Source organism: Paraburkholderia caledonica, assembly GCF_000383275.1.
In the GTDB taxonomy this organism is placed as follows: Bacteria; Pseudomonadota; Gammaproteobacteria; order Burkholderiales; family Burkholderiaceae; genus Paraburkholderia; species Paraburkholderia caledonica.
The window spans coordinates 1-16,141 of sequence record NZ_KB911055.1; the positions used below are offsets into that span (position 1 = coordinate 1).

Below are 16,141 nucleotides of genomic sequence, written 5' to 3' on the forward strand. Positions count from 1 at the left end.
CGGTCGACCGGACTTGGCGCTTTAGCGCTTGGTCCGGTCCCATGCAGTTTTATCGCGGTCGACCGGACTTGGCGCTTTAGCGCTTGGTCCGGTCCAAGCGCTTTCCCCACGATGGACCAAACTTCGCGCTTCTGCGTACTCCGGTCACATGCCCGTCCTCTTTACGGCGCGATGCAATCCGTTACTTGCTACTTGTTACCGTTCCCCGCTGATGCCGGTTGCCCGGCACTGCATATCCAGTCCCACTGCCGGGTCGCTGCACTGGCGAGCCCGTCCCGTAGTTCTAGCACCGATTCGCCTCGCGCGGGCGACGTTTGTCGTGCGTGAGGCGCCTCGCGCCCAACTGCGAACGATCGACCGTTGGGCGCCCGCGCTCCGTACGCCACGCCACATAGCCTGCGAGGTTCGCCGCGCAATATGCGTGCCACTTGGCAGGGCGCTGTAGCGCGGCTGGCGTTGTGTGCGCCGCTGCGCGGCTCACCGAGCCGTCGTAGAATCGTCGGCGGCCGGCGAGCAAGCCTGTGGGTGCTTGCGGCGGCCCGTGAACGTAAAACCAACCATGAAAAAATGTCGATGACCTTTCACCGCCTTTCCCTGCTTGCCGCATTGAGCGCCGCCACGTTCTGCGTTGCACCGGTCGCGGTACGCGCTGCTTCCGACGCATCCCCGAACAATGCGTCGACGGCCCCGTCCGTTATGTCGCAACCCGCACCGGCCAGCGTTGCGAGCGAGTCCGCTCAGTCGGTCGGCAACGACGGCCCGGCCTACGGACCCGAGTTGGAAGGCTTCGACTATCCCGCGCCGGTCCAGCAATACGCGTTCACTTCGCAAGGCGCTGCGTTGCACATGGCGTATATGGACGTTAAACCGGCGCACGCGAACGGCCGCACAGCAGTACTTCTGCACGGCAAGAACTTTTGCGCGGCGACGTGGGCCACGACGATTCATCGTCTGAGCGACGCCGGCTATCGCGTGATCGCGCCGGACCAGATCGGCTTTTGCAAGTCGAGCAAGCCCGAGCATTACCAGTACAGTTTTCAGCAACTGGCGCGCAACACGCACGCGCTGCTCGAATCGCTGGGCGTGAAGGACGCGACCATCATCGGTCATTCGACCGGCGGCATGCTTGCCGTGCGTTATGCGCTCATGTATCCGCAGGAGACGCAGCAACTGGTGCTTGCCAATCCGATCGGTCTCGAAGACTGGAAGGCGAAGGGTGTGCCGTCGCTGTCGGTGGACCAGTGGTACCAGCGCGAGTTGAAGACCACCGCCGACGGCATTCGCCGGTACGAACAGTCGACCTATTACGCAGGCCAGTGGCGCGCGGACTACGAGCCGTGGGTGCAGATGCTGGCGGGCATGTACCGGGGACCGGGTAAGCAGATCGTCGCGTGGAATTCGGCGTTGCTTTACGACATGATCTACACGCAGCCTGTTGTCTATGAATTCGGCCAGTTGCAGATGCCGACGCTGCTGCTGATCGGCCAGAAGGACACGACGGCCATCGGCAAGGACGCGGCGTCACCCGAGGTGCGCGCAAAGATCGGCCACTATCCCGAGTTGGGTAAAGCCGCGGCCAAAGCGATCCCTCATGCGACGCTGGTTGAATTCGCCGACCTTGGCCATGCACCGCAAATGCAGGACCCACAGGCTTTTCATAAGGCGCTGCTCGACGGAATGGCGGCGCTAAAGGTGAACCGTTGAGCCGGTAAAGGGTGTACGCGGACCGAACGGGTCGCAAGAAAAGTGCAATAAAGAAAAAGGGCGGTCGCTTATGCGCCGCCCTTTGTTCATCCAGTTGCGGTTTACTTGCCGCCGGCCAGTTCCTCATGAATTTCCGCGCCGATCTCGAACGACCGCAGCCGCGCCTTGTGATCGTAGATTTGCGCGGTGAGCATCAGTTCGTCGGCACCGGTTTGATCGATGATCGACTTCAGCCCCTCGCGCACCGCATCGCGATCGCCGATCGCCGTGCATGCGAGCGAATGCGCGACCGAGTTCAATTCCATCTCCGAAGCCGCTAGCCGCTCCACCGGCGGCTGCAATTGCCCCGGCGTGCCGCGCCGCAAGTTGATGAACTGCTGCTGAAGCGACGTGAAAAGACGCTGTGCTTCGTCATTGGTATCGGCTGCGAAGAGGTTCACGCCGACCATCGCGTAGGGCTTGTCGAGCGTCTCCGATGGCCGGAACTGCGAGCGATAAACCTGCAGCGCTGTCAGCAGGTAATCCGGTGCAAAGTGCGACGCGAACGCAAAGGGCAAGCCGAGCGCTGCAGCGAGCTGCGCGCTAAAGAGCGACGAGCCCAGCAGCCACAGCGGCACATGCAACCCCGCGCCGGGCACCGCGCGAATCCGTTGGCCTGAGACGGGGTCCGCGAAATAGCGCTGCAATTCGGCGACGTCGTCGGGGAAAGAGTCCGCGCTGTTCTGCAAATCGCGGCGCAGCGCGCGTGCCGTGGATTGGTCCGTGCCCGGCGCGCGGCCAAGGCCGAGATCGATCCGGCCGGGATACAACGACTCGAGCGTGCCGAACTGTTCCGCGATCACGAGCGGCGCGTGATTTGGCAGCATGACGCCGCCGGAGCCGACGCGAATCGTCTTCGTGCCGCCGGCCACATAACCGATCACGACCGAGGTCGCCGCACTCGCAATGCCGGTCATGTTGTGATGCTCCGCGAGCCAGAAGCGGCGGTAGTTCCACCGTTCCGCATGCTGCGCGAGATCAAGGGTGTTCTTGAAGGCATCTGCGGGCGTTGCGCCCGCGATGACCGGCGAGAGGTCGAGGACCGAAAAAGGGATCATTGTCTGTTCGCTTGCTGTTTCTGGCGCTTTCACGCGATGGGACATTCTCCCAAAGCTTTCGGCTTTCTGCTGATGGCGGCGCGATGCCCACGTTCGCGAAAGGGTTTGTCTGTGCAAAGCGGACCGAGGCGACGGCGCCGCCGTTACATGCAAAGTCGATATAGATATGGACGATCGATATTTAACAAGCGCATGACGCGCTGCTACCTTGAACGCCTCCAGAGAGCACGGCATTTTGCGTGCGATGCCGCTGCCCCGCCGGGCAGCAACCATTCACGGAGGCACTCGCGTGTCCATCGAATTCATCGGCATGATCCAGACCCGGAAGGTATCGGAAACGCATGCGCCGCAAGGGCCCGCTGTCGACGTCGGCTATGTCGCGCAGTTCGCCCGCGCGCATGAGGCGGCGGGCTTCGACCGCATTCTCGTGCCGCACCATTCCACGAGCCCCGATGCGCTGCTTACCGTCGCGCATGCCGCCAGCGTGACGAGCAGGGTGCATTTCATGCTCGCCCATCGCCCGGGCTTTGTCGCGCCGACTCTCGCCGCGCGCCAACTGGCGACGCTCGACCAGTATTCGGGCGGCCGGCTCGCCGTGCACATCATTTCGGGCGGCGACGACGCGGAACAGCGCCGCGACGGCGACTTCCTCTCGCACGACGAACGCTATGCGCGCACCGACGAGTATCTGAACATCGTGCGTCGCATCTGGACCGACGCGAAGCCATTCGATCACCACGGGCAGTACTATCGTTTCGAACAGGGCTTTTCCGAAGTGAAGCCGGTGCAGCAGCCGCACATTCCGGTGTATTTCGGCGGCGCGTCGGCGCCTGCGCTCGAAATTGCCGGACGTCATGCGGATGTCTACGCACTGTGGGGCGAATCGAAGGCGCAAGTGCGCGAGCAGGTCACGCGCGTGCGCGCCGAAGCCGCGAAGCACGGTCGCACAGTACGCTTCTCGGTGTCGTTCCGGCCGATTCTCGCCGCGACAGAAGCTGCCGCGTGGGAGCGCGCCGATCACATCCTCGCTGAAACGAGACGGCTGCGCGCGGCGCAAGGACTCGGGGTAGGCGGCCCCGCGCAAAGCGAAGGCGCGCGGCGTTTGCTCGCGGCATCCGGCGATTCGGATCGTGCCGACGAACGCTTGTGGACCGGCATCGCGAAAGAAATCGGCGGACGGTCGAATTCGACCGCCCTGGTCGGCACGCCGCAACAGGTCGCCGATACGCTCGCGGAGTACTACGCGCTGGGCGTCTCCACCTTTCTCGTGCGTGGCTTCGATCCGCTCGAAGACGCGATCGACTATGGCCGCGAGCTGATTCCCGCGACGCGCGAACGCATTGCGCACTTGCGTAGCGTCGAGGGAGCCCAGGGCGCCGCGACGACCGAGACTTTGGCCGCATGACCGGAGTTGCGATGACCGATCTTTCTCACGCACGTCCGGCCGCCGAACGCTCGGCGGTCGACGGCGAATCATCGACATTCAGGCGCCACGCGCCGCTGCGCAAATTCTGGTTCGACGACGTGCCGCCGCGCGAGGGCGTCGCCGAAGAGCGGCGTTACCGTCGGGAACGGCTCGCGGTCGCGTTTCGGCTCTTCGCACGCTACGGCTTCGATCAGGGACTTGCCGGTCACATCACCGCACGCGATCCGGAATGGCCCGATCACTTCTGGGTCAATCCGTTCGGCAAGCACTTCGGTCGCATCCGCGTATCCGATCTGTTGCTCGTCAATTCGCAAGGCGAGATCGTGGTCGGCGAGGGGCCCGTGAATCAGGCCGCTTTTGCGATTCATGCGGCGATTCACGAGGCTCGTCCCGAAGTGGTCGCGGCCGCGCACACACATTCGTTGTACGGCAAGGCGTGGTCCACGCTCGGCCGCAAGCTCGATCCGCTGACGCAGGATTCCTGCGCGTTCTACCAGGACCACGCATTGTTCAACGATTTCCGCGGCGTCGTGCTCGATACCGAAGAGGGCGCGCGCATCGCTGCGGCGCTCGGAGGCAATAAAGCGGTGATTCTGAAGAATCACGGCATCCTGACGGCGGGTCCGAGCGTCGAAGCGGCGGCCTGGTGGTATATCGCGCTCGACAACGCCTGCCACGCGCAATTGCTCGCCGAAGCGGCCGGCACGCCGCAAGCCATTCCTCACGAGATGGCGGCGCTTACGCACGAGCAGGTCGGCCGTGCGAACGGCGCTTTGTTCGCCTTTCAGAGCCTGTTCGAAGGCCTCGTGGAAGCGGCGCCCGACGTGCTGACCTGAGCGCTTTTGCCGGAATCTCGCGGTTCATCGCAGCGCCGCTGCGGCGCAGCGATGCCGCGGCTAAATGGCACAACGGCGGGCGAAGGTACGCAACGCCGGGCGACGGGCGCAACCATAGTCGAGCAGCGTGCCGAACTCGCACCGCTTTGGACCCGATTCTTCAACGCGGCGCTCGCTGCAGGTGCGCGAAGCGACCAGTGCCGCCCGCGCGCCGAACTTCCACATTATTCTGTCAAGCTATCCATGACCCAGACCCTGAGGCATGACCGGCTGCGCGCGTTCGTCGGCCGGATTGCGTCGCTCGTCGACGACGAAACGCCCGAAGCCGCGCTGCTCGAAGCGGGCGCTGTTGCGCTACGCGAACTGATTGCGCACGACGACTGGCTGCCCGATGCTTTCGCGCGGCCCGACCCCGAGCGCTACCAGCAGTTTCTGTTGCATGCGGACTCGCGGCAGCGTTTTTCGATCGTCAGTTTTGTCTGGGGGCCGGGGCAATCGACGCCCGTGCACGATCATACGGTTTGGGGGTTGATCGGCGTGCTGCGTGGCGCGGAAATTGCGCAGCATTACCGTGCCGCGCCGCATGGCGAGTTGGTCGAAGAGGGCGCGCCGCAGCGCCTCGATACCGGTGCCGTGGCTGCGGTGTCGCCGCGCATCGGCGATATTCATCGCGTGCGCAATGCTTTTGGTGACCGTACGTCGATCAGCATTCACGTGTACGGTGGAAATATCGGAGCGGTAAGCCGCTCCGTTTATCCGTGCGGCGGTGGCCGCAAAAATTTTGTGTCCGGCTACTCGAACGACGTGTTGCCGAACATCTGGAATGTGTCAAAGGAGTCTCCGATCTCATGACATTCGAAAAAGATTTACGTACCCGATCTTATTCAGACGTGCGCCGCGCACTGCTCGAACGCGAGGAAATCGCGCTCGTCGATGTGCGCGAGGAAGATCCGCACGCGCGCAGTCATCCGTTATTCGCCGCGAACCTGCCGCTGTCGCGGCTCGAACTCGATGCACCGGTGCGCCTGCCGCGCCGCGACGTGCCCATTGTCGTGCTCGACGACGGCGAAGGGCTCGCCACTCGTGCGGCGGAGCGCCTGGCAGGCCTCGGCTACACCAGGGTCGCGCTGCTCGAAGGCGGTTTGCAAGGCTGGCGCAAGGCCGGCGGTGAGCTGTTCCAGGACGTCAACGTGCCGAGCAAAGCGTTCGGCGAACTGGTGGAAAGCGTGCGCCACACGCCGTCGCTGCCGGCGCAGCAAGTGCAGGCGCTGCTCGATCGCGAAGAAAACGTGGTCGTTCTCGACGCGCGCCGTTTCGACGAATATCAGACGATGAATATTCCTGGCAGCATCAGCGTGCCGGGTGCCGAACTGGTGCTGCGCGCGCGTGAACTCGCGCCGGACCCCACGACGCGGATCATCGTCAATTGTGCGGGGCGTACGCGCAGCATCATCGGCGCGCAGTCGCTCATCAATGCGGGCGTGCCGAACCCGGTCGCCGCGTTGCGCAACGGCACCATCGGCTGGACCCTCGCCGGGCAACCGCTTGCGCACGGCAGTTCACGCCGGCCGCATCCGGTTGTCGACGATACGCTGCGCCTCGTCGCCGCCGACGGCGCGCGGGCGGTCGCCGATCGCGCGAAGGTAGGGCGCACGTCACGCGACGAAGCGCGCCGCTGGGCCGACGAAGCGGTACGCACCGTGTACCGCTTCGATGTGCGCACGCATGAGGAATATGAAGCGGGCCATGTGCCGGGCTTTCGCCACGCGCCCGGCGGCCAGCTCGTGCAGGAAACCGAGATGTTCGCGCCGGTGCGCGGTGCGCGCGTGATCCTCGCGGACAGCGACGGCGTGCGTGCGAACATGACGGCGTCGTGGCTCGCGCAGATGAACATCGAGGTGTACGTGGTGGACGGTCTGACCGCCGCCGACTTCGCCGAAAAGGGTCAGGCGCCTGCCGCGCGCCTCGCGCCCCAGCCACCCGCCGCCGACGAAATCGCGCCGGCGGAACTCGCCGCGCTCCTGCAGTCGCCGGGCACGGTCGTGCTCGATGTCACGAGCAGCGCGAACTATGTGAAGCGTCATATTCCGGGCGCGTGGTTCGCCATTCGCAGTGATCTGGAGAGGGCGGTGCACAAGCTGCCGGACGCTCAGCGTTATGTGCTCACATGCGGCAGCAGTCTGCTCGCGCGCTTCGCGGCGCCCGAGTTGGCGGCGTTGACCGGCAAGCCGGTACAGGTGCTGACGGGCGGCACGGCGGCGTGGATCGAAGCGGGTCTGCCCGTGGAGAGCGGCGAGACGCGGCTGGCGTCGCCGCGCATCGATCGATATCGGCGTCCATATGAAGGCACCGATAACGCGCGAGAAGCAATGAACGCCTATCTCGAGTGGGAGTATGGGCTCGTCGCGCAACTGGCTCGCGACGGCACGCATGGATTTCATGTGATCTGACGTTGGCGTTCAAGCCCGCGCTGCGGCTGCCGTAGCGCGGGCTAAACCACCAACTGGCGACGAACCAGCGACCACATTGAGAACCTGGACACGCCGCGCGCCGCAAGACGCGCGTTGCGTGCGCGCACTCCTTGAAGTGCCGTTCGATCGCCGCGCGGAACCTCTCGACCGACTGCTGCGATTCATCAAGCAGACGCGGGTGTCTTCATGACGATCCGCGAGGTGCTTCGTGCGTCTGACAACGCGCGCGAGCCCATTCTTTCAAACCTCGCACGCAATGAAAATTCGCATATTTGCATAGCAGAATAAGGCGTTTGTCTTATATGAGCCGCTCGCTTATCGTCGCTGGAATCTCATTCGCAGGCCTTCCACATGACGCTACCCGGTTCTCTTTTCGCGACGTTCTCCGCGCTGCAACGCGCGCTTGTCAAAGCGCTCACAGCCCCAGTGCTGGCGATTCCCGCTTTGCTATTTGCAAGCGCATCGAATGCTGCCGATCTGCCCGTGCTCAAGGTCGGCGATCAATCGCTGCAAACGCGCGGCATTCTTGAGGCCTCGGGCCAGTTGAAAGACCTGCCGTACAAGATCGAATGGTTCAACTTTCCGGCAGCGCAACCGCTTGGCGAAGCATTGAATGCCGGTGCCGTGGATGTCGGCGGACTCGGAGACGCGCCGCTCGTGTTCGCGCTCGCTGCCGGCGCGCGCGTGCGGGCCGTCGCCGCGACGCGGTCCAATCCGCTCGATCTCGCGATCGTGGTTGGTCCGCAATCGCCGCTCACCGAGGTCGCAAACCTGAAGGGAAAGCGCCTTGCCACGACGCGCGGCTCTATCGGTCATTACCTCGCGCTCGCCGCACTGAAGAAGGCGAATCTGTCCGCGAGCGACGTCACGTTTGTGTTCCTCGCGCCGGCCGACGCCAAGGCCGCGCTCGCTTCGGGCAGCGTCGATGCGTGGTCCGTTTGGGACCCGTACACGGCGCTTGGCGAGTCGCGCGATCACGACCGCATTATCGCGAACGGCGTGGGTCTGTCCGAAGGGCTCAGCTATCAGGTCGCCACCGAGACCGCGATTGCGGCCAAGCGGGCACAGTTAGCCGACTTTCTGCGGCGCGTGGCGACGGGGCAGCGTTGGGCGCTCACGCATCCCGATGAAGTCGCGGCGATGCAGTCGCGCGTCACCGGCTTGCCGACCGACGTGTTGAAGACGGTCTATCAGCGCGGCCAGGTTCATCCGGTCGCCATCGACGATAGCGTCGTGGCCGCGCAGCAGCGCACCGCCGACACCTACGAAGCAGCCAGCGTGATTCGCGCGCATCTGGATGTGCGTGCGAGTTTCGATCGCAGTTTTCCTCTACCCTGAACGCTCGACTGCAACGAAATCCTCTGCAAATTCGGTGTAAACGCGCTCTCGTCTAAACCGTCCGATCCCGTTAGATTAACGTCACCTGAAGGCTTATCGAGGGACCAGGACGGCCATACAAGCAGCGGTTCGTCACTTCCGGCGATGGCGCAAGGTGAGCGGCCAAGGTCGTTCATCGCCGCGCTGGAACCGGACCGCTGCGCGTCGTCCACGCACTCATCCCGGTCTTTCGCATCTTCTGTAGTCCCTTTTTTCTCCGCGTCATCTCCCGTATCGGTCGCGAGCACCTCATTGCCGCCACGAGACATGCCGACGCTTTCCACGGCGTCGCCTGTTTGCTTTCTGTTGCGTCTGTTGCTGTTTGCAATAAACCTCGCTCAGACAGCGTGATCCTCCAGAAAACGCCTGACGTCCCACGTTTTTCGCAGGCGAGCACCGGCATCGCCCGCTTTCGGCGCGTCGGCGCGCGCTCGCGGTTTTTGCCGCACGCGGTTATCCTGTAGCGCGTTCCAAAGGATTCCCTTTGGCGAATCACTACACGAGCGGTGCGCACAGTCGCGCTCGCATCGATACAGGAATTTCGCTGTGAGCCTGAAATTGCCTATTGCCGCCATGCTGGCCGCGTGCATCGCGCTCACTGCGTGCGACGACCAACAGAGCGAGCGCGCCGTGCAAAAAATCAAGGAACTGTTCAACGCGGTGAAGCCCGACGCGCTGCTGCTGAAGAACATGACGCCGGGCGTCACGACCGAAGCGCAGATCCGCGAGCAGATGGGTAAGCCCGAAACCGAGCGCACTTATACGGACGGCTCGAAACGCTTCGAGTATCCACGTGGTCCGCAAGGTTTGAATACGTACATGGTCGACATCGATCGTGACGGTAAGCTTCAAGCAATCACGCAGGTACTGACCGCTGCGAACTTCGGCAAGATCCGCATCGGCATGAGCGAGGACGAAGTGCGACGCCTGCTCGGCAAACCGGGCGAAATCGCGGTGTTCCCCCTCAAGCCGGAGACGGTGTGGAGCTGGAAGTGGCGCGAGGGCGGTGTGACGGAAGAAGGCATTTTCAACGTGCACTTCGACCAGAACAGGAAGGTGTACACGACATCGCGCTCGGACGTGATGCGCGGGCGCTAGAAGCAACGACAAGACAGACGAATGGAAGGCGGGGAATCATGATACGTCGACGTCGATACAGCCGTATCGGGCTGGTGTTGGGGGGCGGCGCGGCTCGTGGCTGGGCGCATATCGGTGCGATTCGGGCGCTGCACGATGCGGGCATCAAGCCCGACGTGGTGTGCGGCACGTCGATCGGCGCGCTGGTCGGCGCCGTTTATGCGAACGGGGACCTCGACTGGCTAGAGGAGTGGGTGTCGCGCCTCACGTGGCAGACGGTCGTGCGACTGCTCGACTTGCGCCTCTCGGGCGGCCTGCTCGGCGGGCGCAAGGTCATCCAGCTTTTCGCCGACAAGTTTGACGGCCGCTCGATCGCGCAGCTGAACATGCCGTTCGCGGCGGTCGCCACCGAACTCGATTCGGGCCGCGAGAGCTGGCTGCAGGACGGCAGTGTGGTCGACGCGGTGCGCGCGTCGATTGCGATTCCCGGCATCTTCACGCCCGTTTGGCACAACGGCGTATGGCTTGTGGACGGCGGGCTCAGCAATCCGGTGCCGGTGTCGGTCGCGCGCGGCATGCGGGCGGACTGTGTGATCGCCGTCGATCTGAACAACGACATTCTCAACGGCCGCGATTTCGGCGGCGCGGTGGTGGACACCCCGGCTATCGATCCCACCGCACCGCCGCCTGTGTCGCTGCGCCGTAACGGCAAGCCCTGGCCGCGCTGGCTCGCGCCTGCCGAAGAGCGCGTCACCGACGACGTTCGCGTGCCTCCCGCACCGAGCGCACGTGTGCCTTCCATGCTGAGTTCGATCGCGCAAAGCATCGACATCATGCAGGTTCGGATTACCCGAAGCCGTCTCGCCGGCGAGCCGGCGGACATTCTGATCCAGCCGCGTCTCGGCGGCATGGGCATTTTCGACTTTCACCGCGCGGCGCCGGCCATCGAGGAAGGGCGCGCGGCAGTCGAATATATGCTGCCGGCGATTCGCGCCCGGCTCGGCATCGAATAGAGGCGGCTCGCGGTACGCCTTCGCGCTACGTTAAGTGCGACCTTGCGCCCCGCGCGAACCCCGCGCCCATCTATCGAAAAAGCGACCTCAAACTTGCGAAATCGCAGCGGCCACGGTTGCCCGCGTGGCGGCCCGTATCGCCCGACGCGCCCCCGTACCAAGCGCCGTCAGCCGTACCAGGTTGTCATTGCCGGTTTGCTGCGTCGCAGCAAATGTCGCGCGGGCCTTTGAGAATTTAATTTTCGCTTGCGAGACTCCGCGCCATGCAGGATGAGTCGGGACGTTAGCCGACGACATCTCTAGGATTCAACGAACCTGGATGGAGACACGCGTGGTGCTATACGGCTTTGGTCCGGTATTACTGGCCGGCACGATCCAGACAGTCGAGCTGTCGGTCCTTTCACTCGCGGCCGCCGTGGTGCTCGGCCTCGCGGGCGCGGCGGCGAAACTCTCGTTCAACCGGCCGTTGCGCGCGCTCGCCACCGGCTACACGACATTGATCCGCTCGGTGCCGGACCTCGTGCTGATGTTGCTGCTCTTCTATAGCATCCAGATCGCGGTCAACAATCTGACCGACGCGCTCAATCTGCCGCAGTTCGACATCGACCCGTTCGTCGCGGGCGTGCTGACGCTCGGTTTCATTTACGGCGCGTACTTCACCGAGACGTTTCGCGGCGCCTTTCTCGCGGTGCCGCGCGGGCAGCTGGAAGCGGGCAGCGCTTATGGCATGAGCGGCGTCCGCGTGTTTGCACGCATCCTGTTTCCGCAGATGATGCGTTTCGCGCTGCCGGGCATCGGCAACAACTGGCAGGTGCTCGTGAAAGCGACGGCGCTGGTGTCGATCATCGGTCTCGCCGATGTCGTGAAGGCTGCGCAGGACGCGGGCAAAAGCACGTTCAACATGTTCTTCTTCATTCTGATCGCCGCGCTGATCTATCTGGCGCTGACGACTGTCTCGAACCTCGCGCTGATCTGGCTGGAACGCCGCTATTCGATCGGCGTGCGGCACGCGGAGCTTTAAGACCATGATCGACATTCTCAATCAGTTCTGGCGTGCGTTTCTCTACTGGGACGGTCAGCGCATATCCGGCCTTGCGGTCACGTTGTGGCTGCTGGTGGCATCCGTCGGTATCGGCTTCTGTCTTGCGATTCCGCTGGCGGTGGCCCGCGTGTCGAAGAAGCGCTGGCTTTCCACGCCGGTGCGTCTTTACACTTACGTGTTTCGGGGCACGCCGCTGTACGTGCAGTTGCTGCTGATCTATACCGGCATGTACAGCCTCGAATTCGTGCGTTCGCATCAACTGCTCGATGCGTTCTTTCGCAGCGGTTTTCACTGCGCGATTCTGGCGTTCGCGTTGAACACCTGTGCATACACCACGGAGATTTTTGCCGGCGCGATCCGCTCGACGTCGCACGGCGAAGTGGAAGCGGCCCGCGCCTACGGTATGAGCTGGTTCACGATGTATCGCCGCATTGTGATACCGTCCGCGCTGCGCCGCGCTTTACCGTTGTACAGTAACGAAGTGATCCTGATGCTGCATGCCACGACGGTCGCGTTCACGGCCACCGTGCCGGACATCCTGAAAGTCGCGCGCGACGCGAACTCGGCCACTTATCAATCGTTCGACGCGTTCGGTCTGGCCGCGCTGATTTATCTCGTGGTGTCGTTCGCCCTCGTAGCGCTGTTTCGCCGCGCGGAGCGTCACTGGCTCGGTTACCTGGCGGTGCGCACGCATTGAGCGCGCCTTGTTTGCAGCAGGCGGTGCGATCAAAGCGCGCCGTCGACGTTCGATCCGTATCTTCACAGGGAGAGCATCTTGCTCCACACCACGCAAACCGAAGCTTGCAAGCTCGCCGTGCAGGACATCCACAAGCGCTATGGCGACAACGAAGTGCTCAAGGGCGTATCGCTCAATGCGAACAAGGGCGACGTGATCAGCATCATCGGCGCGAGCGGCTCGGGCAAGAGCACCTTCCTGCGCTGCATTAATTTTCTCGAGCGGCCGAACGCCGGGCAGATCGTCGTCGACGGCGAAACGGTCAAGACGAAAGCCGACCGCGCCGGCAACCTGGAAGTGGCCGATCACAAGCAATTGCAGCGCATCCGCACGAAGCTCGCGATGGTGTTCCAGCACTTCAACCTGTGGGCGCACATGAACGTGATCGAGAACATCGTCGAGGCGCCGATTCATGTGCTCGGTTTGCCGCGTCGCGAAGCCGAGGAGCGCGCGCGCGAATATCTCGAGAAAGTGGGCCTCGCGCCGCGTCTGGAAAAACAATATCCTTCGCATCTGTCGGGCGGTCAGCAGCAGCGCGTGGCGATCGCCCGTGCACTGGCAATGGACCCTGACGTCATGCTGTTCGACGAGCCGACTTCCGCGCTCGACCCTGAACTGGTCGGCGAGGTGTTGAAAGTCATGCAGAAGCTCGCCGAAGAAGGGCGCACGATGATCGTCGTCACGCACGAAATGGGTTTTGCGCGCAACGTGTCGAACCATGTGATGTTCCTTCACCAGGGCCGTACGGAAGAAGAAGGCCTGCCCGCCGAGGTGCTGAGTTCGCCGCGCAGCGAGCGGCTCAAGCAGTTCCTCTCCGGCAGCCTCAAGTAACGCTCGCCGTCTTCTATCCGATCGATGGCTCGCACGTCCAGCCCCGCACGCACCATGCAGGTTGCAATCGTGGCATTGCCGCCTGTGTCGATGTCGGGCGTCGGGCCGATTGTCGACGCACTCAATCTCGCCAATGAAATCGACGGCCGCGCGCTGTACCGCGTGCAGGTGTGCTCGTGGGACGGCCGCGCTGTGCCGCTTGCGGGCGGCGCGCAATGGCCGGCCGACGTGGCCTTCGGCGACGCGGTGGTCTGCGACTGGCTGATCGTGGTCAGCGAACGGTTTCAGCAATTCGCCGACTACCGGCTGTTTCTCGCAAGTTTGTCGCGCGTCGGGCAACGCACGCCGCTTGTCACCGGCATTCATCACGGCGTGTGGTGGCTTGCAATGGCGGGCCAGTTGTCGGGCTATCGCGTCAGTGTGAACTGGGAAACGTATCAGCAGTTCTCCGAGCAGTTCGAGCGCTCCATCGTCACCCAGCAGATTTTCGAAATCGACCGCGATCGCGCCACCTGCGCGGGCGGTCAGGCGACCGTCGACTTCATGCTCGCGATGATCGGCCGCGAGCACGGCCCGGAGCTCGCGGATCGCATCGCGGATACGCTTGGCGTCGGCGTGTTGCGCGCGGGCGAAGAGCGTCAGCGCATACCGTTCGTGACGGCGCCCGGCGAGCGTCATCCGCGCCTGAACGATGCGTTGTTGCTGATGGAAGCGAACATTGAAGATCCGCTCACCACCGACGAAATCGCGGGTCTCGTCGGCGTTTCGCGACGCCAGCTGGAGCGCCTCTTCCGCCAGTATCTCGGCTCGATGCCGTCCAAATACTATCTCGGCTTGCGCCTTTCGAAGGCGCGCACGCAATTGCAGCGCACCAGCAAGTCGGTCGTGCAGATCAGTCTTGCTTGCGGGTTTTCGTCGGCGGCGCACTTTTCGAATGCATATCGCGAACGCTTCGGCGTGACGCCGCGCGAGGACCGCCGCAACTGGATCGACAAACAGACCGGCGCAAGCGGCGCCGCGGCCAGCGAGCCGCGCGCGGGTGCGCTGATCGAGCCGCCGGATAGGGGCGACTGAAGGGCGACTGAAGGGCGGCAAGCAGGCGGCAAGTGTCGGCGTCGGTTGGCGATGCGGCTGGTCAGCATGCGTGAGGCCCCGCATGCCGCGCGGAAGCTCATAGAAAGCGTCGCGTATGCGCAAGACGTAACGCGTGCGGTTTCCTACACTATCTGTACTACCTCTCACCTGTAACGAGGATTTGCCATGAACGACCTGACTGTGACACGCAAGACCTTCGACGAAGTCATGGTGCCGGTATTCGCACCCGCCGCCTTCGTGCCGGATCGCGGTCTCGGCTCACGCGTCTGGGATACGCAAGGCCGCGACTATATCGACTTCGCCGGCGGTATCGCCGTCACCGCGCTCGGTCATGCGCATCCCGAACTGCTGAAAGTCCTGCACGAGCAGGGTAGCAAGCTCTGGCACATCGGTAACGGCTACACCAACGAGCCGGTGCTGCGTCTCGCCAGGCGTCTCGAAGAACTGACGTTCGCCGACCGCGCTTTCTTCGCGAACTCGGGCGCGGAAGCGAACGAAGCCGCGTTGAAACTCGCACGCCGCGTCGCATTCGAGCGTCATGGCGCCGACAAGTACGAAATCATCTCGTTCACGCAGTCGTTCCATGGCCGAACGTTTTTCACCGTCAGCGTGGGCGGTCAGCCGAAGTATTCGGAAGGCTTCGGGCCGGTGCCGCAAGGCATCGTTCACCTGCCGTACAACGACATTCAGGCTGCGCAAAAGGCGATCGGCGCGAAGACCTGCGCGGTTATCGTCGAACCGATTCAAGGCGAAGGCGGTGTGATCCCCGCCGATCCGGCGTTCCTCAAAGCGCTGCGCGAAGCCTGCGACCAGCACGGCGCGCTGCTGATTTTTGACGAGGTACAAACAGGTGTCGGCCGCAGCGGCTACTTCTACGCGTATCAGGACACGGGTGTTACGCCCGACATCCTCACCACCGCGAAGGCGCTCGGCAACGGCTTTCCGATCGGCGCGATGCTGACCACGAACGAACTCGCCGCGCACTTCAAGGTCGGCGTGCATGGCACGACTTACGGCGGCAATCCGCTGGGTTCCGCCATCGCGGAAAAAGTGGTGGAACTGATCAGCGATCCGAAGCTGCTCGAAGGCGTGCGCACCCGCAGTGAAGTGCTGAAGGGCCATCTCGCCAAGCTCAACGAGCGCTTCGGTCTTTTCGACGAGGTGCGCGGCAAGGGCCTGTTGATCGGCGCGCAACTGACCGACGCGTACAAGGGTCGCGCGAAAGACTTCGTCACGGCCGCCGGCCAGCACGGCGTCATCATGCTGATGGCAGGACCGGACGTGCTGCGCTTCGTGCCGTCGCTGATCATGCCGCTGGACGACATGAACGAAGGCTTCGAGCGTCTCGCCAAAGCTATTGCGGACGTGGTCGGCGTGAAGGCCGAAGCTGCATCCAGGTGAACGGCGGTTCTAGCGGTTCCAACGGTTCCAGCGCT

At 63.5% G+C, this 16,141-nt stretch carries 14 protein-coding genes; 13 read left to right on the forward strand and 1 reads right to left on the reverse strand.

Translation table 11 applies throughout. From position 1 onward, the window contains the following. The first annotated feature begins 567 nt into the window (after window positions 1–567). Window positions 568–1,704, forward strand: coding sequence for an alpha/beta fold hydrolase (locus tag H281_RS0133235; protein ID WP_020071442.1), 1,137 nt, complete (start codon window positions 568–570; stop codon window positions 1,702–1,704). Between the two features lie 101 nt (window positions 1,705–1,805). Here H281_RS0133235 and H281_RS0133240 read toward each other — a convergent pair whose 3' ends face one another. Then, window positions 1,806–2,801, reverse strand: a complete 996-nt coding sequence (locus H281_RS0133240; RefSeq protein ID WP_027805161.1) for an LLM class flavin-dependent oxidoreductase — start codon at window positions 2,799–2,801, stop codon at window positions 1,806–1,808. Window positions 2,802–3,090: 289 nt separating this feature from the next. Here H281_RS0133240 and H281_RS0133245 point away from each other — a divergent pair, with 289 nt between their 5' ends. The 12 genes from H281_RS0133245 (at window position 3,091) to H281_RS0133300 (ending at window position 16,106) form a co-directional block, all read left to right on the forward strand. Further along, window positions 3,091–4,206, forward strand: a complete 1,116-nt coding sequence (locus tag H281_RS0133245) for an LLM class flavin-dependent oxidoreductase (protein ID WP_020071444.1) — start codon at window positions 3,091–3,093, stop codon at window positions 4,204–4,206. Between the two features lie 11 nt (window positions 4,207–4,217). Next, the gene (locus H281_RS0133250) at window positions 4,218–5,063 is read left to right on the forward strand and encodes a class II aldolase/adducin family protein (protein ID WP_020071445.1); all 846 of its coding nucleotides are present in this window, start codon (window positions 4,218–4,220) and stop codon (window positions 5,061–5,063) included. Between the two features lie 243 nt (window positions 5,064–5,306). Beyond that, the gene (locus H281_RS0133255; RefSeq protein ID WP_027805162.1) at window positions 5,307–5,915 is read left to right on the forward strand and encodes a cysteine dioxygenase family protein; all 609 of its coding nucleotides are present in this window, start codon (window positions 5,307–5,309) and stop codon (window positions 5,913–5,915) included. Beyond that, a complete protein-coding gene (locus H281_RS0133260; RefSeq protein WP_020071447.1) occupies window positions 5,912–7,513 on the forward strand; it encodes a rhodanese-related sulfurtransferase in 1,602 nt (533 codons plus the stop codon). Before H281_RS0133255 ends, H281_RS0133260 begins: the two co-directional genes overlap by 4 nt. Before the next feature lie 372 nt (window positions 7,514–7,885). Then, complete coding sequence (locus tag H281_RS0133265; protein ID WP_020071448.1) at window positions 7,886–8,872, forward strand: ABC transporter substrate-binding protein; 987 nt, start codon at window positions 7,886–7,888, stop codon at window positions 8,870–8,872. A 585-nt stretch (window positions 8,873–9,457) separates the two neighbouring features. Beyond that, window positions 9,458–10,009, forward strand: a complete 552-nt coding sequence (gene bamE, locus H281_RS0133270) for an outer membrane protein assembly factor BamE domain-containing protein (RefSeq protein WP_020071449.1) — start codon at window positions 9,458–9,460, stop codon at window positions 10,007–10,009. Window positions 10,010–10,047: 38 nt separating this feature from the next. After that, the gene (locus H281_RS0133275) at window positions 10,048–11,001 is read left to right on the forward strand and encodes a patatin-like phospholipase family protein (protein WP_027777331.1); all 954 of its coding nucleotides are present in this window, start codon (window positions 10,048–10,050) and stop codon (window positions 10,999–11,001) included. A gap of 331 nt (window positions 11,002–11,332) precedes the next feature. Further along, window positions 11,333–12,022, forward strand: a complete 690-nt coding sequence (locus H281_RS0133280; RefSeq protein ID WP_027805164.1) for an ABC transporter permease — start codon at window positions 11,333–11,335, stop codon at window positions 12,020–12,022. Window positions 12,023–12,026: 4 nt separating this feature from the next. Beyond that, entirely contained in the window at window positions 12,027–12,740 is a 714-nt protein-coding gene (locus tag H281_RS0133285; RefSeq protein ID WP_020071452.1) for an ABC transporter permease, read from the forward strand. Between the two features lie 78 nt (window positions 12,741–12,818). Beyond that, window positions 12,819–13,610 (forward strand): ABC transporter ATP-binding protein, encoded by a 792-nt coding sequence (locus tag H281_RS0133290; protein ID WP_020071453.1) that lies wholly within the window; start codon window positions 12,819–12,821, stop codon window positions 13,608–13,610. Window positions 13,611–13,634: 24 nt separating this feature from the next. Continuing rightward, window positions 13,635–14,684 carry a GlxA family transcriptional regulator gene (locus H281_RS0133295; RefSeq protein WP_027805165.1) on the forward strand — a complete coding sequence of 350 codons (1,050 nt, stop codon included), beginning with the start codon at window positions 13,635–13,637 and terminating at the stop codon, window positions 14,682–14,684. Between the two features lie 186 nt (window positions 14,685–14,870). Next, window positions 14,871–16,106, forward strand: a complete 1,236-nt coding sequence (locus tag H281_RS0133300) for an aspartate aminotransferase family protein (RefSeq protein ID WP_020071455.1) — start codon at window positions 14,871–14,873, stop codon at window positions 16,104–16,106. Window positions 16,107–16,141: the final 35 nt, after the last annotated feature.